At 36.8% G+C, this 19,593-nt stretch carries 19 protein-coding genes; 4 read left to right on the forward strand and 15 right to left on the reverse strand.

The features are described from left to right. Positions 1–43 precede the first annotated feature (43 nt). Positions 44–697 (forward strand): uracil phosphoribosyltransferase, encoded by a 654-nt coding sequence (gene upp, locus H4K35_RS12790; protein ID WP_182628359.1) that lies wholly within the window; start codon positions 44–46, stop codon positions 695–697. On the opposite strand, the gene H4K35_RS12795 is transcribed toward upp, so the two are convergent. Further along, positions 692–1,630, reverse strand: coding sequence for a DUF6427 family protein (locus tag H4K35_RS12795; RefSeq protein ID WP_182628360.1), 939 nt, complete (start codon positions 1,628–1,630; stop codon positions 692–694). The two genes, upp and H4K35_RS12795, sit on opposite strands and share 6 nt — an antisense overlap. A gap of 108 nt (positions 1,631–1,738) precedes the next feature. Between H4K35_RS12795 and H4K35_RS12800 the strand changes: the two genes are divergently transcribed. Next, positions 1,739–1,969 carry a uracil phosphoribosyltransferase gene (locus H4K35_RS12800; protein WP_182628361.1) on the forward strand — a complete coding sequence of 77 codons (231 nt, stop codon included), beginning with the start codon at positions 1,739–1,741 and terminating at the stop codon, positions 1,967–1,969. Between the two features lie 8 nt (positions 1,970–1,977). On the opposite strand, the gene purD is transcribed toward H4K35_RS12800, so the two are convergent. The 3 genes from purD to H4K35_RS12815 all read right to left on the reverse strand — a co-directional run bounded on the left by purD (position 1,978) and on the right by H4K35_RS12815 (position 5,679). Beyond that, the gene (gene purD / locus H4K35_RS12805) at positions 1,978–3,249 is read right to left on the reverse strand and encodes a phosphoribosylamine--glycine ligase (protein ID WP_182628362.1); all 1,272 of its coding nucleotides are present in this window, start codon (positions 3,247–3,249) and stop codon (positions 1,978–1,980) included. 97 nt (positions 3,250–3,346) lie between these two features. Continuing rightward, the gene (locus H4K35_RS12810) at positions 3,347–4,696 is read right to left on the reverse strand and encodes an exopolysaccharide biosynthesis polyprenyl glycosylphosphotransferase (protein ID WP_182628363.1); all 1,350 of its coding nucleotides are present in this window, start codon (positions 4,694–4,696) and stop codon (positions 3,347–3,349) included. After that, positions 4,696–5,679, reverse strand: a complete 984-nt coding sequence (locus H4K35_RS12815) for a UDP-glucuronic acid decarboxylase family protein (RefSeq protein ID WP_182628364.1) — start codon at positions 5,677–5,679, stop codon at positions 4,696–4,698. Before H4K35_RS12815 ends, H4K35_RS12810 begins: the two co-directional genes overlap by 1 nt. A 120-nt stretch (positions 5,680–5,799) precedes the next feature. Here H4K35_RS12815 and H4K35_RS12820 point away from each other — a divergent pair, with 120 nt between their 5' ends. Further along, entirely contained in the window at positions 5,800–6,873 is a 1,074-nt protein-coding gene (locus H4K35_RS12820; RefSeq protein WP_182628365.1) for a glycosyltransferase, read from the forward strand. A 4-nt stretch (positions 6,874–6,877) separates the two neighbouring features. Here the strand turns inward: H4K35_RS12820 and H4K35_RS12825 are convergent, their stop codons facing one another. The 11 genes from H4K35_RS12825 to H4K35_RS12875 all read right to left on the reverse strand — a co-directional run bounded on the left by H4K35_RS12825 (position 6,878) and on the right by H4K35_RS12875 (position 19,113). Beyond that, positions 6,878–8,095, reverse strand: a complete 1,218-nt coding sequence (locus tag H4K35_RS12825; protein WP_182628366.1) for an O-antigen ligase — start codon at positions 8,093–8,095, stop codon at positions 6,878–6,880. Positions 8,096–8,150: 55 nt separating this feature from the next. Next, on the reverse strand, positions 8,151–8,960 hold the full coding sequence (locus H4K35_RS12830) for a glycosyltransferase family 2 protein (protein WP_182628367.1): 810 nt from the start codon (positions 8,958–8,960) through the stop codon (positions 8,151–8,153). Next, entirely contained in the window at positions 8,920–10,329 is a 1,410-nt protein-coding gene (locus H4K35_RS12835; RefSeq protein ID WP_182628368.1) for an O-antigen ligase, read from the reverse strand. The genes H4K35_RS12830 and H4K35_RS12835 overlap by 41 nt, the downstream gene beginning before the upstream one ends. A 7-nt stretch (positions 10,330–10,336) precedes the next feature. Then, positions 10,337–11,392, reverse strand: a complete 1,056-nt coding sequence (locus H4K35_RS12840) for a glycosyltransferase (protein ID WP_182628369.1) — start codon at positions 11,390–11,392, stop codon at positions 10,337–10,339. Beyond that, positions 11,389–12,657, reverse strand: a complete 1,269-nt coding sequence (locus H4K35_RS12845; protein WP_182628370.1) for a flippase — start codon at positions 12,655–12,657, stop codon at positions 11,389–11,391. Before H4K35_RS12845 ends, H4K35_RS12840 begins: the two co-directional genes overlap by 4 nt. A 13-nt stretch (positions 12,658–12,670) precedes the next feature. Then, entirely contained in the window at positions 12,671–13,441 is a 771-nt protein-coding gene (gene rfbD, locus H4K35_RS12850; protein WP_182628371.1) for a dTDP-4-dehydrorhamnose reductase, read from the reverse strand. Further along, positions 13,438–13,986 (reverse strand): dTDP-4-dehydrorhamnose 3,5-epimerase, encoded by a 549-nt coding sequence (gene rfbC, locus H4K35_RS12855; RefSeq protein ID WP_182628372.1) that lies wholly within the window; start codon positions 13,984–13,986, stop codon positions 13,438–13,440. Before rfbC ends, rfbD begins: the two co-directional genes overlap by 4 nt. Position 13,987: 1 nt before the next feature. After that, on the reverse strand, positions 13,988–14,920 hold the full coding sequence (locus H4K35_RS12860) for an AtpZ/AtpI family protein (protein WP_182628373.1): 933 nt from the start codon (positions 14,918–14,920) through the stop codon (positions 13,988–13,990). Positions 14,921–15,037: 117 nt separating this feature from the next. Next, positions 15,038–16,717: a hypothetical protein gene (locus tag H4K35_RS12865; RefSeq protein WP_182628374.1), complete on the reverse strand. Its 1,680-nt coding sequence runs from the start codon at positions 16,715–16,717 to the stop codon at positions 15,038–15,040. Between the two features lie 25 nt (positions 16,718–16,742). Further along, positions 16,743–18,230: a GH3 auxin-responsive promoter family protein gene (locus tag H4K35_RS12870; protein ID WP_182628375.1), complete on the reverse strand. Its 1,488-nt coding sequence runs from the start codon at positions 18,228–18,230 to the stop codon at positions 16,743–16,745. Positions 18,231–18,237: 7 nt separating this feature from the next. After that, positions 18,238–19,113, reverse strand: a complete 876-nt coding sequence (locus tag H4K35_RS12875) for a murein hydrolase activator EnvC (protein WP_182628376.1) — start codon at positions 19,111–19,113, stop codon at positions 18,238–18,240. A gap of 193 nt (positions 19,114–19,306) precedes the next feature. Here H4K35_RS12875 and H4K35_RS12880 point away from each other — a divergent pair, with 193 nt between their 5' ends. Beyond that, positions 19,307–19,525 carry a twin-arginine translocase TatA/TatE family subunit gene (locus tag H4K35_RS12880; protein WP_182628377.1) on the forward strand — a complete coding sequence of 73 codons (219 nt, stop codon included), beginning with the start codon at positions 19,307–19,309 and terminating at the stop codon, positions 19,523–19,525. The last annotated feature ends 68 nt before the right edge of the window (positions 19,526–19,593 follow it).

Consider the following 19,593-nt stretch of genomic DNA (forward strand, 5'->3'; position numbering starts at 1 on the left):
ACAAATATAGTTTTAATACTTTTATGGTACTAATTATACCGTTATGAAAATTCACTATATTTCTGAGGAAAATAGCATTCTAAATCATTTCTTAGCCCAGCTTCGCGATGTGAACATTCAACAAGACAGCATGCGTTTTAGAAAAAACATTGAACGCATTGGCGAAATAATGGCCTATGAATTGAGCAAGACCTTACCTTATAAAGCACTTGATGTTCAAACCCCATTAGGCACTAAACACACCACCTGCATTGAGGATAACGTTGTGCTATGTTCTATCCTACGCGCTGGATTAGCATTACATACAGGTTTTATGAACTTTTTTGATGATGCCGAAAATGGCTTTGTTTCCGCCTACCGCCGTCATGGAAAACATGGGGAAGCTAGCGAGATCTTAGTAGAATACCAAGCAGCTCCTTCATTTCAAGATAAGATTTTGATATTGATTGACCCCATGCTAGCTACAGGACAGTCTCTTGTTGCAGTAATTCATAAGTTAATGACTGAAGAAAAACCGAAAGAACTTCACCTTGCTGTTGTTATTGCTGCTCCAGAGGGAATCCAATACTTAGAGGAAAATCTTCCTGCTAATGTACACCTATGGGTTGCTACTTTAGATGAAAAATTAGACGATCACAATTATATTGTGCCAGGGCTAGGAGATGCTGGGGATCTTGCTTATGGTCAAAAATTATAAAATGATCAATTGCATAAGATAGAAATACAAGCCAATACCGAAAATACTGTACACATTGGCTTCTTTTCTCCACTTTTGTGGGATACTTTCAATATAGTTGGCACCTAAAATTGCCAACGGGAAGAAGGTAAACACCAATAATCCGTTTGATTTATCTGCGGATATTACATAAATAGCAGCACCTATAAGAAATGAAAGTATGATTTTCTTGTAGGTGTTTTGCATATTATACGGTCTACTCTTGATGGCCAACGCCTGAGAAACTGCATATAATAGACAAACTGAAACAAAAACAGCTAAGGCAATATTTTGATACACATTGTCGAAATACATGAAATCAAAGCTAATTTGTACGCGATCCGTCCACCAACTAACAAAATGCACCTCTTCAATAAGCAAATAAAGACTTAAAAGAATCGAAGCTCCAAAAAAAGCAATAAGGGGAATAATCCAATTTCGATAGTCCTTAGCGCCAAAAAAAGCAATCGCATAAAACAAGAGAATCAGATAGAGAATACTCCAAAAGTGAAATAAACTCGCAATACAGATCCAAAGTGAGGCATCTAAGATCTTTTCTTTTGATTGTTTGAGCGAGTGTAAAGACAAAATACGACGAAGCGCTAAGAGAATAAAATAACTCGCAATAATGACGCGTACATTCTCAAAGGAAGTGGGAAATAGAAATAAAAAACTAGTAAAAAGCAAGGGCACATAGCCTGTATCATCAACAAGTCGATTCCTAGATACAATGAATTGAGACAGATACATCATCAACAATAACAGCAGTAAAACACAACTGCGCTTTACCATTTCAAAAGAGGTCCATTCAATAGTGGTATCTAAACCAATGAATAAACTGTATCCTGTTACGATTAAAAGCGTAAGCATGATATAGTTAATCGGTCTAGTTTTACTAAAAATACTTGCTAACATGTATATATTTTATATTTTTGTAGTACTATTTGTTTCTTTGGCTATTTTGTATTCGTATTAAATATTACAAAATTCAAATAATATTATCTAATTTAAAAATAAAGGAAAATGACTTCATTTTTTAATGGTTTAGGATTCTTGTTTGAAAAAATTCTTTTCATTCCTATGGATTTCTTTGCAAAACTAGAACTTGAGAACTGGTGGACTGCAAACATCATTACGTGGATCTTCATCCTAATCACTTGCTACTATTTTGTATTTTGGTTAAAACAACTACAACTATTCAAAGCAAAGGATGAGGATACGCAAGATACAACAGCCCACTCATTTCTAAAGTAGTTAACTATCTAAAGATCGAAACCGATATCTTTACGATAATAAATCTTATCGAAATTTAGTTTATCTATGTTTTGATAAGATTTTTTTAGTGCCTCATCGTAACTAGTTCCATACGAAGTAACGGCTAATACGCGACCTCCATTGGTTACAATTTGATTGTCTTTTAGTGCTGTACCAGCGTGAAAAACAATAGAATCTTCTACTTGTTCTATACCGCTAATTACTTTTCCTTTTTCGTACTCTTCTGGGTATCCACCGGAAACCAACATCACCGTTGTTGCACTGCGCTGATCTAGTTCAATTGTTTCAGCCCCAAGTTCTTCTTTCGCGATTGCTTGGAATAAAGCGACTAAATCTGATTTTACACGAGGCATCACCACTTCTGTTTCTGGATCTCCCATGCGAACATTATATTCAATAACAAAAGGATCATCACCTACTTTGATGATACCGATAAAGATAAATCCTTTGTAGTCTAATTGATCTTTTTTGATTCCTTCCACTGTTGGAATTACAATGCGATCTTCGATCTTTTTGAGGAATTCATCTGTAGCAAATGGCACTGGAGAAACTGCTCCCATACCACCAGTATTCAGACCTTTATCTCCTTCTCCGATACGCTTGTAATCTTTTGCTGTAGGCAGTAATTTATATGATTTTCCGTCCGTTAATACGAAACAACTCAATTCAATTCCCGATAAAAACTCTTCGATAACAACTTTAGAACTCGCGTCGCCAAATTTGGCATCCACCAACATATTTTCTAGCTCTGCTTTGGCTTGGTCCAAGTCTTCCAAGATCACGACCCCTTTACCAGCTGCTAGTCCATCTGCCTTTAACACATATGGTGCTTTTACTGTTTCCAAAAATTTCTTTCCTTCTTCTACAGTATCTTTGGTAAAGCTTTGATACGCCGCTGTTGGAATGTTGTGTTTAATCAAAAATTCCTTGGCAAAATCTTTACTTCCTTCCAATTGAGCTGCCTTTTTTGAAGGGCCAATGACAGGAATATGACAAATACTCGCATCTTGTTTAAAGAAATCGACAATTCCTTTTACTAAAGGATCTTCTGGTCCAACCACAACCATATCGATTTGATGCGTGATAACCGCTTCTTTAACCGCTTCAAAATCATTGGGATTGATTGCTATATTTTGGGCAATTTGTGCTGTTCCTGCGTTACCAGGGGCAACAAATACAGCTTCACAATGTGGGCTTTGTAACATTTTCCATGTTAGTGCATGCTCACGTCCACCTGAACCTAATAATAAAATTTTCATTAATTGTGTTGTTTGTTATTAAGGCTCAAAAATAATTATAAAAAAACGAATAAAGAAAAAGTTCCTAAGAATAAGAGGAACAAGTTGATAAAAAGATTTAATACGCTTTTTCTTCTCCTTTAAAAACGTTGTAAACCGTGAGGTAAATAATTTTGAGATCCAAAAAGATCGACCAATTTTCAAGGTAGAATAAGTCGTATTTAAAGCGATTGATAATATCGCGATCATTTTCTATTTCACCGCGATAGCCGTGTGTTTGAGCCATTCCGGTGATGCCTGGTTTGACAAGATGGCGCAACATGAATCGGTTCACGCGTTTGGAGTACATTTTGGTGTGTACCACCATATGGGGACGAGGTCCGACGATGGACATATTGCCCAAAAAAACGTTGATAAACTGTGGGAACTCATCCAAACTCGTTTTTCGCAAAAAAGTTCCAATTTTTGTAATTCGCTGATCATTTCGCGTCGCTTGTTCGCGATCGCGATCCGCATTCAGATGCATGGATCTAAACTTATAGCACCAAAACTCTTCGTCGTTTAAACCCGTTCTCTTTTGTTTAAAGAATACAGGGCCTTTGGACTCTCTTTTAATTAAGAAAGCTACTAAGGGAACCAACCACGATAGAATAAACACAATGACTAACGTAGAAAAAACCAGGTCAAACAAGCGTTTTACCAACTGGTTATACGGCTTGTCTAAAGGAATTACTCTCCTTGGTACTACTGGGATTAGATCGTAGTATTCTAGAGACAAATTGTGATTTAATATATCCTTTTGCGTGGGAATATAACTTACCGTAATCATATTGTTGTCGGCAAACTCCAAAATAGCCAAGAAATTTTTCTCTTTGGTAAAAGAAAATTGCATAAAAATCTCGTCTACTTGATGTTGTGAAAGGTATTGTTTCAAGTCTTCCAAGCTTGCATCTTCCAATGTAAAGAAGTGATTGACAATGCGGTAACCTAGATCTTTCCTTTTCAACAAAACCTTTTTTAAGTCACAGATTTCCTTTTCACTGCCCAATAAGACAATATTTCTAAAGTTACCTCCTAAAAATTTTCTGATGTACTTCAAAAGGAAGAAAATAGTAAATTTTACCGTACAAATAACCACAAAAATAGAAATACAGTATCCCATTAGATCGTTTATTTCGGCAAATCGATCGAAAACACCGTTATAAGAGGCTACTAAAATAAATTGAAAGAAGAACTGTTTGCACACTTTTTCCGCCATGCTCACCAGTTTGGTATGTCGATATACCTCGTAATAGTCGCTTAATACCGCAGCGATTATCCATCCGATAGACAAGACAATATGGAATAGGTAATGCCCCTCAGAGGTTGTGGAGAACCAAACCTGAGCGAGTACATTAATTGCTATTAAATCTATACACGTCGTAAGTGGACGTAGTAAGTAAGAATATCTACCTGCTTTTTTACTCATCAATAAATGTAGTTAGAAAAATCTTTGTGTTCTTCGCGCGCTAGATCCTCTTTTGAAAAGGATTTAAAATAAGCTAGGGTGCGTTTCATCCCTTCTGTACGATCAACTTTGGGTGACCATCCAAGTATATTTTTGGCTTTGCTTATATCAGGACAACGCTGTAAAGGATCATTTATTGGCAACTCCTTAAAAATTATTTTTTGGTCGCTATTCGTCAATCGGATAATTTCTTGTGCGAAATCCAAAATAGTAATTTCGTCAGGATTGCCTATGTTTACGGGCAAATTATAATCCGAAAGTAGCAAGCGATAGATTCCTTCTACTTGGTCGTCTACATAACAGAAAGAGCGCGTTTGGCTTCCGTCGCCAAAAACAGTTAAGTGCTCTCCTCTTAATGCTTGTCCAATGAATGCGGGGATTACTCTTCCGTCATTTAATCGCATTCTAGGTCCATAAGTATTAAAAATGCGAACAATTCGCGTTTCTAAGCCGTGAAAGGTATGGTATGCCATGGTAATCGACTCTTGAAAACGCTTAGCTTCGTCATACACCCCTCTGGGTCCAATGCTATTGACATTGCCATAATACTCTTCGGTTTGTGGGTGAATCAACGGATCTCCGTACACTTCAGACGTAGAAGCAATCAAAATGCGGGCCTTTTTTACACGTGCCAATCCCAATAAATTATGGGTTCCCAACGATCCGACTTTTAATGTCTGAATAGGAATTTTTAAATAATCAATCGGGCTTGCAGGCGATGCGAAATGAAGAATATAATCCAACTCTCCAGGTACGTGAACAAACTTAGTTACGTCGTGGTGATAGAACTCGAAATGAGCTTCTGCAAACAAATGTTCAATATTCTTTAGATCACCCGTAATTAAATTGTCCATGCCGATGACATAAAATCCTTCCGCAAGAAAGCGATCACATAAATGGGATCCTAAAAAACCCGCTGCACCTGTTATTAAAATTCGTTTCATCCTATACATTCATTTCCAAACAAAGTTAAGGAACTTTCTTTATCTAGAGAATTGTTCCTTGTCGATTTTACAAATCTTAAATAAATAAACTAAATTTGTCTTTATAAATTTAGATTGCTAATGCGAATTATCCATATTGTAGAATCTTTTGGTGGCGGGGTGTATTCCTATTTTAAAGATTTGGCTTTGTTTTTTAGCCAACATACTCAAATTGAAACCTATATTGTCTATAGCAATAAAAGAAAGGAAATTACCCAGGAGCAGATCGACCAAGATTTCCCTCCATCCATCCATTTAATTCCCATTGAAATGGAACGGGAACTAAAACCCCTACAAGATCTTCGCTCTACGTTTGCTTTAAGGAAAACGATAAAGCAGCTAAGACCTGATGTCATCCATCTACATTCCTCTAAAGCAGGAGTCATTGGCAGATGGGCAAGTATTATGCCAAATTACAAGCGAAAAGTGTTCTATACGCCCCATGGTTATTCTTTTTTGCGTCAGGATATTTCATCTGCTAAGAGAAAGCTGTTTTACGGGATAGAAAAAGCAACGCAATTTCTTTTTGGTGGGACAACCATTGCGTGTGGAGATACGGAATACAAAATAGCACAGCGAATTGGCAAATCGCTTTTGGTACGCAATGGAATTGACCTAATGCATTTAAACCAACATTATACAGCCAAAGACAATTCTTCGAGTCAATTGATCATTGGAACGATAGGCAGGATCTCATATCAAAAAAACCCTGCGCTCTTTAATGAAATCGCCCTATTATTTCCACAGCATCACTTCTTGTGGATTGGTGATGGTGAACTTCGCGATCAGCTAACGGCTCCAAATATTACTATATCGGGTTGGTTTACCAATAATACCGAGGTCTTCCCCTACCTCAATCAGTTGGATCTGTATTTACAGACTTCGCTCTGGGAGGGACTGCCCATAGCGGTACTCGAGGCCATGGCTTTTCGAAAACCCATTATCGCCACCGATGTCATCGGCAATAATGATATTGTAACGCCCAATCTCAATGGCTTTTTATTTACCAAAGCAACTGATCTGATTGAGGTGATCCAACAAGTAGAAGATCCCTCATTTCGAAAAATACTAGGCGAACAAGCCTATGCGGATTGTAAAGTCAAATTTGACAAGGACAAAAACTTCAGTACTTTGCTTGAGCTATATCAAGTGTAATCTGTCATTCTTTTTTGCGCTCTTGTTGATCAATCATTAAGATGAGTGTAAGAACGAATCCAAACAGATAAACCCCTAGTTGCCTGTTAAAAAGGTTTTCAACCATACAAAAGTTAAACAAAGCGAAAGTCAAAGCCATGGGAATAAAATAACGTCTCACCTTGGCGATAACAAATCCAAATAGAAGAAAAAGAAGTCCAACACCAACAATTCCAGTTAATACATAATACTCCATAAATTGATTATGCGTATTGAAAAGTGCTTCTAAAAAGTAGTCGCGCATAGGATTTCCTATTGTTTGACTTTCATAACAAGCGGCCAACTGATCATCTAATGTTTGTACTTTCCCCAATCCATACCAAGGGCTGAATGACTCTTCTTGCGTAAAAGAATAGGCACATTTCCAGATCAATACTCGTGGTTCTTTTTGTTCTAATCTAGCAACAACATTCTCCCATGATGTTAATGACTGCAATACGAAACGCTCTTTTAGGGTGGGTGTTATAGTCAATAAAAGATAAATAGCTGTACTAAAAGCCAGCAAACCCATTATTTTTTTCTCCCAATTGGCCTTCATATAAAAGACGACATACAAGAGAGTGGCCAAGGATAGGGATACGATTTGGATACGATTTCCAATAAATACAAGGTAAGCGAAAAAAAACACAGCCAATAAAGCAAAATAGATTTTGTATTGTATGTGAATACGCGATAAATAAAGACTAATAAAAATACCAACACTCAGCATAAATCCAAGATAAGGTCGGGCTACAACTAACAACGCATCAACATGCCCCCCGCTTTTAATCGTAAAATAATCTGTAGTGAGATAGTAGTCTATCAAATTATAACTTCCCGCTAAAACCAATAAAAACAAGCAACTAACATACAGGTAGAGGATGATCCGAAGGTTTTTCAACCACAATAAAATAATTGAAGAAGCCAGCAAAAGACCTAGTAGTCCAAAGCGTTTTTCACTTAAGTCATCAAAAAAAAGCCCGTGTATAAACTGAAAGCCTATCAAGGCTATTAACGTTCCATAAATATGACGATTGGCTTTCCAATTTAGATAGCCTTGTGTTTTATTGTCTTTAAAATTGACAAGAAAAAAAAGAAATATAGCCAGCACGACTATATTGATGATCTTAAAATCAAACACCAAAAAACTAACATAAATCGCTAGCAATGCGTTTTTAATGATGGTAATAGCTTGTTCTTTCATACCTGCGTCTACTAACTGAGTACTTGCTTCTTTCTGGTTAATTAGCCTTGCTAAACTAACGTTTATTCCTGAATCTATACCCCATAGATAGAGTAAATCTTCGCAAGAACTTTATGTTTGAGAAAAGATAAAAAAATGCATATTCAAACCAATTTAAGTAATTATTCGCATACAGATACTTAAAGTTTGACAATTCTCCTTTTTGCATTTTATAGATATCTCCAGATAATCCAGCCTCGCCAAAATCTCTTTTCATCGTGATACTACAAGATAAGTTTTCAAAAATACAGACACCATAACCACCGCGACCCAATAGTTCAAAGAAAAATCGATAGTCTTCTGAGTGTTTTTGATGTACATTAAATAAAATTCCCTCTACTGCTTCTGTTTTTACCATCGAAGAAGAGGTTAAGAAATAATTCTTAAAACAGAGTTTTTTAAAATCAATAACTCCGATGTTTGCTAAAGTAAGGTTTGATTTAAACACTCCCTTTTCTCCCCCTACAACAACTGCATCAGGATAAGCAAATACTACCTCTACTTGTTTTTGCAACTTGTCTGTATGCCATACATCATCTGAATCCAGAAAGGCTATCCAGTTGCCTTTAGCTAGTAATAACCCGCTGTTTCTGGCTGTGGAAGGTCCTTGATTTTCTTGAGTAACTACAGTAATTTCTACAGCTTTCAAAGCGTATTTTTGCTTGATTTCCTGCAGTTTATCCAAGGTAGAATCCTTTGAGCCATCGTCAACTAAAATAATCTCGTAGGGTAGGTAGCTTTGATTAAAAACACTTGCGATGCAAGTTTCAATTGTAGTACTACAATTATAACAAGGCACTACGACCGAAATTTTCATCTCTTTCATTTTGAATTTTATTAGACATCAATATTAATACAAAGGCATAACTAATCCAGAAACTGTACAACATATAGTCGTCATTTTGTCCCCAATTTACAATTAGCCCCACTAACGTTATCAATAGCGTTTGAGCAAAAATACGATTGGTTCCTGAAGAACGAATTATTATTGTATAGTTTTCTTTGATACACCACCAAAGGAAGCAAACAAACAAAAAGAAGCCAATAATCCCTGTTTCTGCCAATAACTTTGTATAAATATTAAAGGCTGGCGGGTACATGCGGTCTTGTTCATTCAAATACATCGAACTGAATTCGAAATTGTCTTTCACCGCCCATGTTGGGTAGTATTTGATCTTACTATAGGTTTCTTGCCCTAATCCTACACCGTAAATAGGTGAATCCAAAAAGACTTTTAACGATGCTACTTGCATTCCTATTCTACTCTTGTTGGAAATACTAGTGCCTACCAATTGTTCTACGCTGGTCTGCTTAAAGCGATCCAATAACGTATTTCCTTTTAATGCTACCAACAGCAAGAGTAATACGCCTGCCAACTGCACAGCAAAAACAACATTTTTCTTTACGACTATTCGAGAAGGTTTAAAAAGTAAAAGAATAACGATAAGCTGTGGCACAATAGAAATTAATGCGGATCGAGCTCCACTGAAGTACACTAAAAAGAGCACCATTGCAAAAGGAACAAAACGCCATTTACTTTGGTGGGTCAAGATGTAACTAAACATCCACCCATGTACAAAAATAAGATAGGTGCCCAATGCGGGAACTTCATAGGAAACGGAGTTCAACCGCACTGAATTATAAAACAAATGCCCGTTTACAAAAGGTAAATAATCCAAGCTATAATATAGCTGCTCTAAACCAAACATTTGAAACCTCAAGATAAACATCTGAAGAATTCCGTAGCCAAAAACAAAAAGAAAAGACCAGAATATAACTTTTCTCGTTATTACAAAAATACGCGTGGTGGTCATGCCTTTAAAGACATTAAATACCAGCGTTACAATCCCTACCCCTGCAAATACTAAAGTAAAAAAATTGAAAGCAAACATATAAAGCCCTGACTTCTGTTTGTAGAACTGTTGCATAATTTCCTCGAGATTAAACACTAAGGTCAAAAAACTGAAAGCCAGGAATACAAAAAAGAGCTGGTAGGATCTCGTCAAAGTGGGTAATACGATTTTCTTTTTGGCGAACAAAAAACTAAATCCGATAAGAAGTAGAGCAGGAATCCAGAAATAGGCGCTTGCCTCTTTCTTAAATATACTGAGTATTTTATACCCTTCAATACTATTAAATGGCAGAAAAAACAAACCAAAGAAGAACAATACAATATATACTTTTCGCAGATCCATGGGATAGTTAATTTATTTTTTTTATAAGTTGAAGGAGTTTCAATCGATGGGCTATAGCCAAGAGACATATTATGCCTTTTACTATCATTACCTTGTTTTTTAGAATACACCAGGCTATGATTTGCTCAAATTTAGAGCGATTTTGGACATAATAATCATCTAAATGCCTTACTGCAAATGAAACCAAAGAATCTTCCATTACACGTGTTATAAACGCTTTTTTTTCAGTCCAACTACTCTTTGCCTTTGACAAGCTGAAAAGTAAGAAACAAATGCTGTAAATCAATCTGGATGACTTAAAAGAAAGTAGTTGTTCCTCACTAAAGTCTAGATCAGCGATCTCTTTATAGTCTAGATTGAATTTTTGTTTGAGTTTATCAAGGGAATTATGGCCTATAAAATCCCTGGTTACGCTTGTTTCATTTGCCAAATAATAGTATCCCGCACAATCAATTTGAATCAGTGCTTGCATATTGGTATACACCTTGAGGTTGAACATTCCATCTTCTTCTAGTGCAAGAGTTTCATCGAATAAAATAGCATTATCTCGTAAAAAACTACTGCGGTAGATCTTATTGACAACAGAGAGCAAATCTAAATTCTCAATCGTTAAATAACGCGCTAATACTTCTTGTCTAAACGCTTCTTGACTGTATATTCGATTTGATTCCAAAAAAGAATCTTTCTGTACAAAGGTACCGTCTTTTTCAATTAGTAGTCGACTTACTACAACATCCATATCAGCAGATGCCTGATACAATTGTTCAAATAAATTGTCTTTCACCACATCATCTGCATCGACAAAGCCGATATACATCCCCTTTGCAGCTTTCATGCCCGCATTCCGAGCCGAACTTACTCCTCCATTTTGTTTGGATAGTACGCGCAGCTTTGGATTTTTAATCGCAGCAAGTATGGACAATGTATGATCCGTAGATCCATCATCTACAACAATGACTTCGATAGCTGTTAAACTTTGCTTTAAGATGGATTCTAGCGTTCGTTCAATATACGCTGCTCCATTGTATACGGGTACTATGATACTAATTTTGGGTGTCATCATGATGTTCTTAAAAAAGGTTTAGCATAAAACCACATACCAAATGCCAACAATGATTGAGCGATGGTGCTTGCAATTGCTGTACCTATAAATCCAAACTTATGCGTCAAACCTACACATAAAACTACACTTGCGATGGAGGTATAAAAAAAGACTTTAAAAAAAAGGGATTCCTTGTTGTTGGTCAACAAGATAAGCTTTCCAAACAGTTGATCTAAAAACGACAAGAGTGGAAAGACAATCATAATGCGAAAAACGAGTACGCTTTCCTCAGTTTCGGTGCCAAACAACAGGCTAAAAATCAAGGGGGACAGAACAAAGAGTAGGAGCAAGGCTACCAAATCTACGATTGAACCATAACGCGCGAGTTTTTTGATCTGTTGAATCGCTTTATTTTTATTCTCCAACATTAATTTAGACACATAGGGATAAAATGCATTGATCAGTGGTGCTTGTAGGTTTGAAATCGCTCGAATTACCTTTTCTGCAGTGGCATAATAGCCTACTGCGGTATCATTTAATAAGAATCCGACAATCAAAACATTGGCATTAGCAATCAAAGCAATCTGAAATTCGGATAAAAATAAGTACTTCGCTTTACTTAGTTGTTCTTTAACTTGCTTGAATGTACAAAGAGAAAAACGAATATTAAACCTAGATTTAGCCACCCAGAGAGAAGCCAAACCACTAAATAAAAAGCCCAATGAAGTTAATAGTGGTGCATAAAAATAATCACTTTCTTGCTTGACTACTAGAAATATTAATAGCGTACACACCGTTTTAAATATCACATTGAGATAGGTGATATACTTCATTTGCTGCAAACCTTGAAAGAGCCATACGGGAAACAATGCTTGCCCGATTACCATGATGTAGGTAAATAAATAAACGAATAAATCAGCTTTAAACTTGGGAATCAAAACAACAACGCCTACAAAAACAAAGGTACTGATCCCCAGTAAAAACAGTTTAGTCGTCAACACCTGATTAAAGATTTGCTGTACTGCTTTGGAATCCTTAGAGGCAATAGAGACATCTCTTGTTGAAATTGTATTAAAACCGTATTCCACAGCAATCTGGAAAAAGGTGACAAAGGCTAAAGCAAAACTGATCAACCCAAATTTTTCAACTCCTACTACGCGAAGTAAGTATGGAATCGTTAAAAATGGCAATAGTATATTTAAAACCTGTAATACGGCTAAGGATAAAAAATTACCGACTAATACTCTAAAATTCTGTTCTTTAAAAAACGATTTAATCCTTTCCATAATAAAAATTCGCTTATCCTAACACGCTGTATTTTGGTCTTTTAGCCTTAGTTAAATAATCTTCTGACTTAATTCGGTTTACCTTAATTTTAATTCCTTCTTCTTCAAAAATAGCAACTGCAAAATCATACCATGAACCACATTGTTTGCCTTGATAATGATACAGACCAAACTTTTCTTTTTTGCGGATGAGATCCAGTAGAAAGCGCACAACATCTGTTGCATGAGTGGGACATCCTATTTGATCATCGACAACACTAAGTTCTGTTTGGGTTTGAGCCAAATTCAACATCGTTTTCTTGAAATTATGGCCAAATTCGGAATACACCCATGAAGTGCGAACGATATAATAGTTAACTACTAATGCTTGAATATATTGTTCTCCTTTTAATTTAGAAGCGCCATAGACATTAATTGGACGCGGAGTATCAGCAATTGTATAGGGGGTCTCTTTCTCACCATCAAAAACAAAATCTGAAGAGACATGGACCAATATTACATTGTGTTGTAAACAGGTTTCCGCTAAATTCTTACATCCTTCCGCATTCACCAAAAAAGCTAAAGTTTCTTCATCTTCCGCTCGATCTACATTAGTGTAAGCCGCTAAATTAATGCAATACGCTGGTTTATAATGCTCAAATACAGCGAGACAACTTTCTTTTTTTGTAATATTCAATTCTTTACTTGATAAAAAAACAAAATCTACATCCTCATACTGATGGGATATAGATTGAAGCGCTTGCCCCATCTGACCTGTTGCTCCAGTTACAAGAACCTTTATCATAGTGGTAGTATTTCAAGAAAGGATGGCAACAAGAGATCTTTATCTGAAATAAGGTATTCTTGATTGACATTTGACCAACTAATATTCAATATGGGATCATTATACAATATACCGCTTTCAGCTTGTTTATTATAGTAATTATCACATTTATAAGCAAAGATTGCCGTTTCACTAAGTACCAAAAAACCGTGAGCAAACCCTCTGGGAATAAATAACTGCTCTTGTTCTTTGTCATTTAGTATCATCGAAAAATGCTGTCCAAACGTAGGTGAATTTTCTCGTATATCAACCACGACATCGAGAATCTCACCTTGAATAACGCGGACTAATTTGGCTTGCTGATGAATTCCCCGTTGAAAGTGTAGACCACGCAACGTTCCCTTTGTTGAAAAAGATTGATTGTCTTGAACAAAGTTAATTTGCAAACCGCTTTTTTTCTCAAATAACTCTTGATTAAAGCTTTCAAAAAAATATCCTCTACTGTCAGTAAAAACTGGAGGCTTTACAATGAGACAGCCAGGTAATTTCGTTGTTCTTACCTCCATCTTATTCGTTATTTTTAGTGTACTTTCTGTTGATTCTTACCATCCATTGTCCCAAGAAAAACAAGACCAATCCAACAATAGGCAATTGAATTTTCTTGCGCGGTACTGCATCAGGATCATAACGCATATTCTCGATTAACTGCTCTGCTTCGTTTATTTCATATGCTTCATATAGCACAGAAGACGTTTGCATTTGCACTGCTTTTATGGTTATTAATTCCTGCTCTAGTACTCTCTTAGCTTGGATAACTTCAATTAAATCCGTTGCTGCAATACCCTCTTTTTCAACCAATTTATTGAGTCTATTGAGATCTTGAATAATTTCCGCTTTACGGTCCGTTAAAAAAGCTTGATGCAAGGTTTGCAATTTAGAAAAATGATCCATTTTTTCTATGCGTTGGGTTAAATCTTTCCAAAACAATCGAAAATCAAACCCTTCTTTAGCAAGAACAACAAATTTATAGTATTGAAAATCAGTAAAAAACAGCCCCTGTCTTATTTTTCCTTGATCATCTTTAGACGTAGCATTAGAATAAGCAATTTCCGACACAGACTCTCCTTTGGTATTGGAAGGTATAGTTGGCTTAAAACTAATCAGCTCTAAATTAACCAATCCCGCTTTTTTCCACTTTTCATCACGAAGATATAAAGCCATCCACTCCTCTACTAATTCAATTGAATTGTAATTAAGTGATATAGCTGTCTGTCTTTTTATTAGCCGATCTCCCTTTTCCATAACAGATGAGTTCACTTGCTCTTCTGTTCCTTGTTTTTTGTCCAAATAATAGCCAATACCACCACCTACTATGACAATTAATGCGAGGTAGATACTATTCTTTTTTAAATACTGTATTACTTTAAAAATGCTGTGTTCGACAAAACCCTTTAAATCACCAAGGCCAACTTCGCTATCGTATTCATCCTTATTTTTCATCCTATTATCTTGATCTATATTATTACACGCGTATCAATTGAACCATTCTAGACACAAAAATAGTTCCAATTAAAAAACACGCTAGAATCATAGCGTGTTTAATCTGTACGCTTATAATTATTTAATTTTAAAAATTTGCTCTAATATTTTAATTGTAATTAAATACGTTGGCTTCACCCCTGTTGTGCCCAATCCACCAGAAGCTAAGGTACTTCCTGTCTCTAGGGGATTATCCGAAGCGTAATATGCATATCTCACTTTGACATTGGGATTGATGCTTTTGCGAATTTTTGAAGCCGATTGAATGGCTTTTTGATAATGGGCTCCTTCCATTTCAAGTCCGATTACCCCCCAAGTCGAATCGTGGAAAAACTTCAACAAATCTTTATTTTGAAGTGAAGTTCCCAATACAGTAACCATGGTACCCCCTACCACGGGAATGCCGTGGTTTTCAAACATTTCCACCGTCAATTCATTGTCAAACGGATAGTTATCTCCAGTTCCTTCATTTATATGGGCAAAAGGAATCATAATATCGCCTTTTCCTCCTTCTAAGATACCCGCTTTTCCCATAATAGATACGGATTCCACGTTCAATTGTATGTGTTTTTTATACGGTTTGAGCAATTCATCAATTGTCTCATATGCTTGCTCACCGAACGCGTAGTCCATCACGATAATTACGGGAGATTCTCCTTCAAAATTCGCCTTGGCAAAGTTGGTGTTTTTGAAGTCGATCTGTGCCGTATCGAAAATCTGCACGTCTATATTGGTACCCGAGTCATCTGATAGGAAGATCATTCCCTCTTTTTCCGCTCGTTCTCTCACTAAGTTGCGCAAAGCTTTATTTTCGGGCTTACTCAACTCTTCATATATTTCTACTTCATCAGATACCTCTAGTTCACCTTGCATGACAAAAGGGGCGAAAATAGAATTCATCACACTGTGCATATTGGCGCTAATAATGTGAATCGGGCGTTCTTGTAGGCCTTTTTCAACTAATACATTCTTGATGCGATCCGACCAGATTTCACCGTAAATATGGTGTCCCAATCGCTCGCGCAACAACGGGCTAAACGTAATAGTACGCTTGTCGTTTTCTACTTCCTCTTCGATAGCAAGTTTACCTAACCAGTAGATCACATCCAAAAATCGATCTGGGTTTTCTGGAATAGCGAATTTTTCGTATACCGTTAGCACCTCAGCAAACGAACGACCTAACACATTGGCCAAATGGGAGATCGTTACCTCTTTTTCCTCCAATTCCAGTGCTTCAGTTTGCTTGGCTGCCAGTTCTATCTTCTTCCAATCACGCGTCACACGTCCATCTTCGGCGATTAATACACGATCTTTAATCTTGTGAGACTCAATGAAAATAAAGGTCAAATGCGTTAAAACGTCGTAAATATCTGAACGTCCACGCGTAATTTCAATATTCATTTGCTCTTGGTCGATGCGGTAGCAATTTCTTCTTCTTTTTGGTGGTACGATGGCTTGAAAATGAGAAAAGGCATACCCTTCATCTGAAGTCAAATTGATGTATCTACACTCTTCGATACCAATAGGCAATCGCTCGATCACATAAAGTAATCCATCTAATTCTGCCTTTTCTTCTGCAATTGTACCATATATTTCTGGTCTCAATTCTAACAACGCTTCTCTGAGCGTATCTCCAGATACCCCCATAGGTTTATAGAATCCTCTGTTAAACAAATGTCGCATAGTAATGTAAATGCGCTCAATAGCTGCGGATGATACCTGAGCTCTTGTTCTTGAAATATTTTTAATCTCTCTCATAGTCCTCATTTTTCTCTCTTAAATTCTAGTCTATTTTTAATTGATCCGCAATGCTTCGATCATTGCTCAATCGCGGCAATTTATTTTGTCCGCCTAGTTTTCCAATGCTTTTCATATACGCCTGGAATCCCTCTTGCTCTACCGATCGAATCACTAGGGTACGCAATACTTTTCCGACGATTAAATCGTCATAATATACATTTTGCTTGCGCAGGGCAGCATCGATGCGCAAGGCAAACTCCTCCATATTGTCAGGTGCTTGTCCAAACTCAATAAACCATTCGTGATACGGCAACCCCTCAACAGGTGTGATCTGAGGTGCTACAGTAAATTCATTAACTTGTACTCCTGTACCCTCCATCGCCTCTTGTAAGGCTGTTTCCACTTCCTTGCCTATCACATGTTCGCCAAAGGCAGAAATAAAATGCTTAATGCGCCCAGAAACAACTATGCGATGTGGTTTCAAATTGACAAACTGCACCGTATCCCCAATATTATAGCTCCACAATCCTGCGTTCGTTGAAATTAAGAGTACATAATTGACACCTAATTCCACTTCCCCTATTGTATATCGCTTAGGTTGAGCAGAATAAAAATCTTCTACTTTGATGAATTCGTAAAAAATACCCGCATTCAACAAAAGCAACAATCCTTTCTCTTTTTGAGAATCTTGGTATGCAAAAAATCCCTCCGAAGCGGGAAATAGTTCAATTGAAGGAACTCTCCTCCCAATTAATTGTTCAAATTTTGCGCGGTACGGTTCAAAGTTAACTCCCCCATAGATAAACAAATTAAAGTTCTTAAAAATATCCCCTACATTTTTTCCTTCTCTGCTTTTTAATCGCTCAAAATACATTTGAATCCAGCTAGGGATTCCCGATATCACGGTCATATTTTCGCGTACAGTTTCTTCAACAATGGCGTCCACCTTAGTTTCCCAATCTTCGATGCAATTGGTTTCCCAACTCGGCAATCGATTTTTTTGAAGGTAGGCAGGCACATAATGCGCCACAATTCCCGACAATCGTCCTAGATTTATGCCGTTTACTTGTTCGAGCACCGGGCTTCCTTGCAAGAAAATCATCTTGCCATCTACGAAATCAGCAATGCCCGTTTCGTGTATATAAGCCAAAATTGCATTGCGTGCCGCTTCAATATGATAGGGCATCGACTCTTTGGTCAAAGGAATAAACTTGGCCCCTGAGGTTGTGCCCGAAGTTTTGGCAAAATACAAAGGTTTACCTTTCCAAAGCACATCCTCTTCCCCGTTGACCACGCGATCAACATAGGGTTTCAACCCTTCGTAATCGCGAACAGGAACTTGCTGTGCAAAGGTCACTGCATCTCGTATTAGCTCAAAATGATGATCCTTCCCAAAGGCAGTGTGCTTCGCTTGTGCAACCAAATCAGCCAATACCTTAGCTTGGGTTTCCACTGGGTTTTTAAGCCATTTTTGCGTTTTTTTATGGATGATGGATGCGAACAACTTCGCTCCAAAAGATTTTATAGACATATTGTGTTTATTCTAAATCAATAAATAATTGAGCATCTAAAGGGTAATTATCTTTCCACAATTCAAAGTGCATATAGGATTGACTGACTTTTCCCGTTGTTTCTTCTTGATTGTAAAGTCCTAAGACATCCCCTGCTTGCACCGTTTCATACTTGCTCTTAGTCAAAGAAGACAAGTGTTTGTACACAGAACTCAATCCTTCTTCATGCAAAACAATAACCGTATAACCGTCGTTGATCGTCCAATCGACAAAAATAACAGTACCCTTGGCAACTGATTTTACTAAAGCGTTTTTTGCCGCTGCAAAATCAATACCGAAATGCGATGATTTGGGATCGTACTTTCGCATAATCGTGCCCTCAATTGGTGAGAAAAGCACCATATTTACTCTTGCTTCCGCATTGGTAAATAAATTGTATTTATCTTCCCCTCTCACGTATTCTCGAAGCGCTAAGTCTTTTTCACTGGGTTCAGTGTGTTCGATTATATTGAGCGGTGTTTCAGTTTTCATCAAGGAATCCACACTAGCTGCGGTAATTTCAACATCACCCAACAAAACGCGCTTCACTGCCGCCACATATTGCTCATTTTTTTTAATCACTGTTTCCAAAGAATCAACGCGCAAGGCCAAATCCACCGACTTTTGCTTTAATTCTGACGAAGAATACCCCGGAATATACTCTTTTAAGGGCGTAACAATCAACAAAATAACATTGGAAACCAACAACAGAAAGACAATAGTCGTTGTAGCACCAACGACATTTAACACATTTAGCTTAAACGAACTGATGTCTTCAAACGTTCGATCGTTCACTACTACTACTCTATATTTATCAAGAAGTCTTTTCTTCCACTTTCTCCATTGAAGTCCTTTCTTCGACATAAGCTATTCGTTTTCCACACAAATATAAACATTAAAAAAATTGACTTCTTCTCTTTTTTGCTTTTATTCACATATTAAATTGGTCATAATGTTAATATTACAGATCAAAAAGTTAAATAATAGAATCTTCCAATAAAGGGAATCAGTTTTTCTTCCTATATTTGCTTTTATTAAAATCTTCAAACAAAATAATATGAACGCATTACATATTTTTTTAGGAATGGTTGGACCATGGCAAATTATAATTATTGTTGCCTTAATTTTATTGTTATTTGGTGGTAAGAAAATTCCTGAATTGATGAAAGGATTAGGAACTGGAATCAAGGAATTCAAAGATGCTACTAAAGATGAAAATGCTCAACAGACATCTAAGAAAGAAGCGACAAAAGAAGACACTTCAAAAACAGAATAATTCAGTAGAATCTCGATATTTACATGCGTTATACCTTGGGGTATAACGCATTTTTTATGGTCCATTGT

Origin of the sequence: Myroides sp. NP-2, from assembly GCF_014145665.1 — a bacterium.
GTDB lineage: Bacteria > Bacteroidota > Bacteroidia > Flavobacteriales > Flavobacteriaceae > Flavobacterium.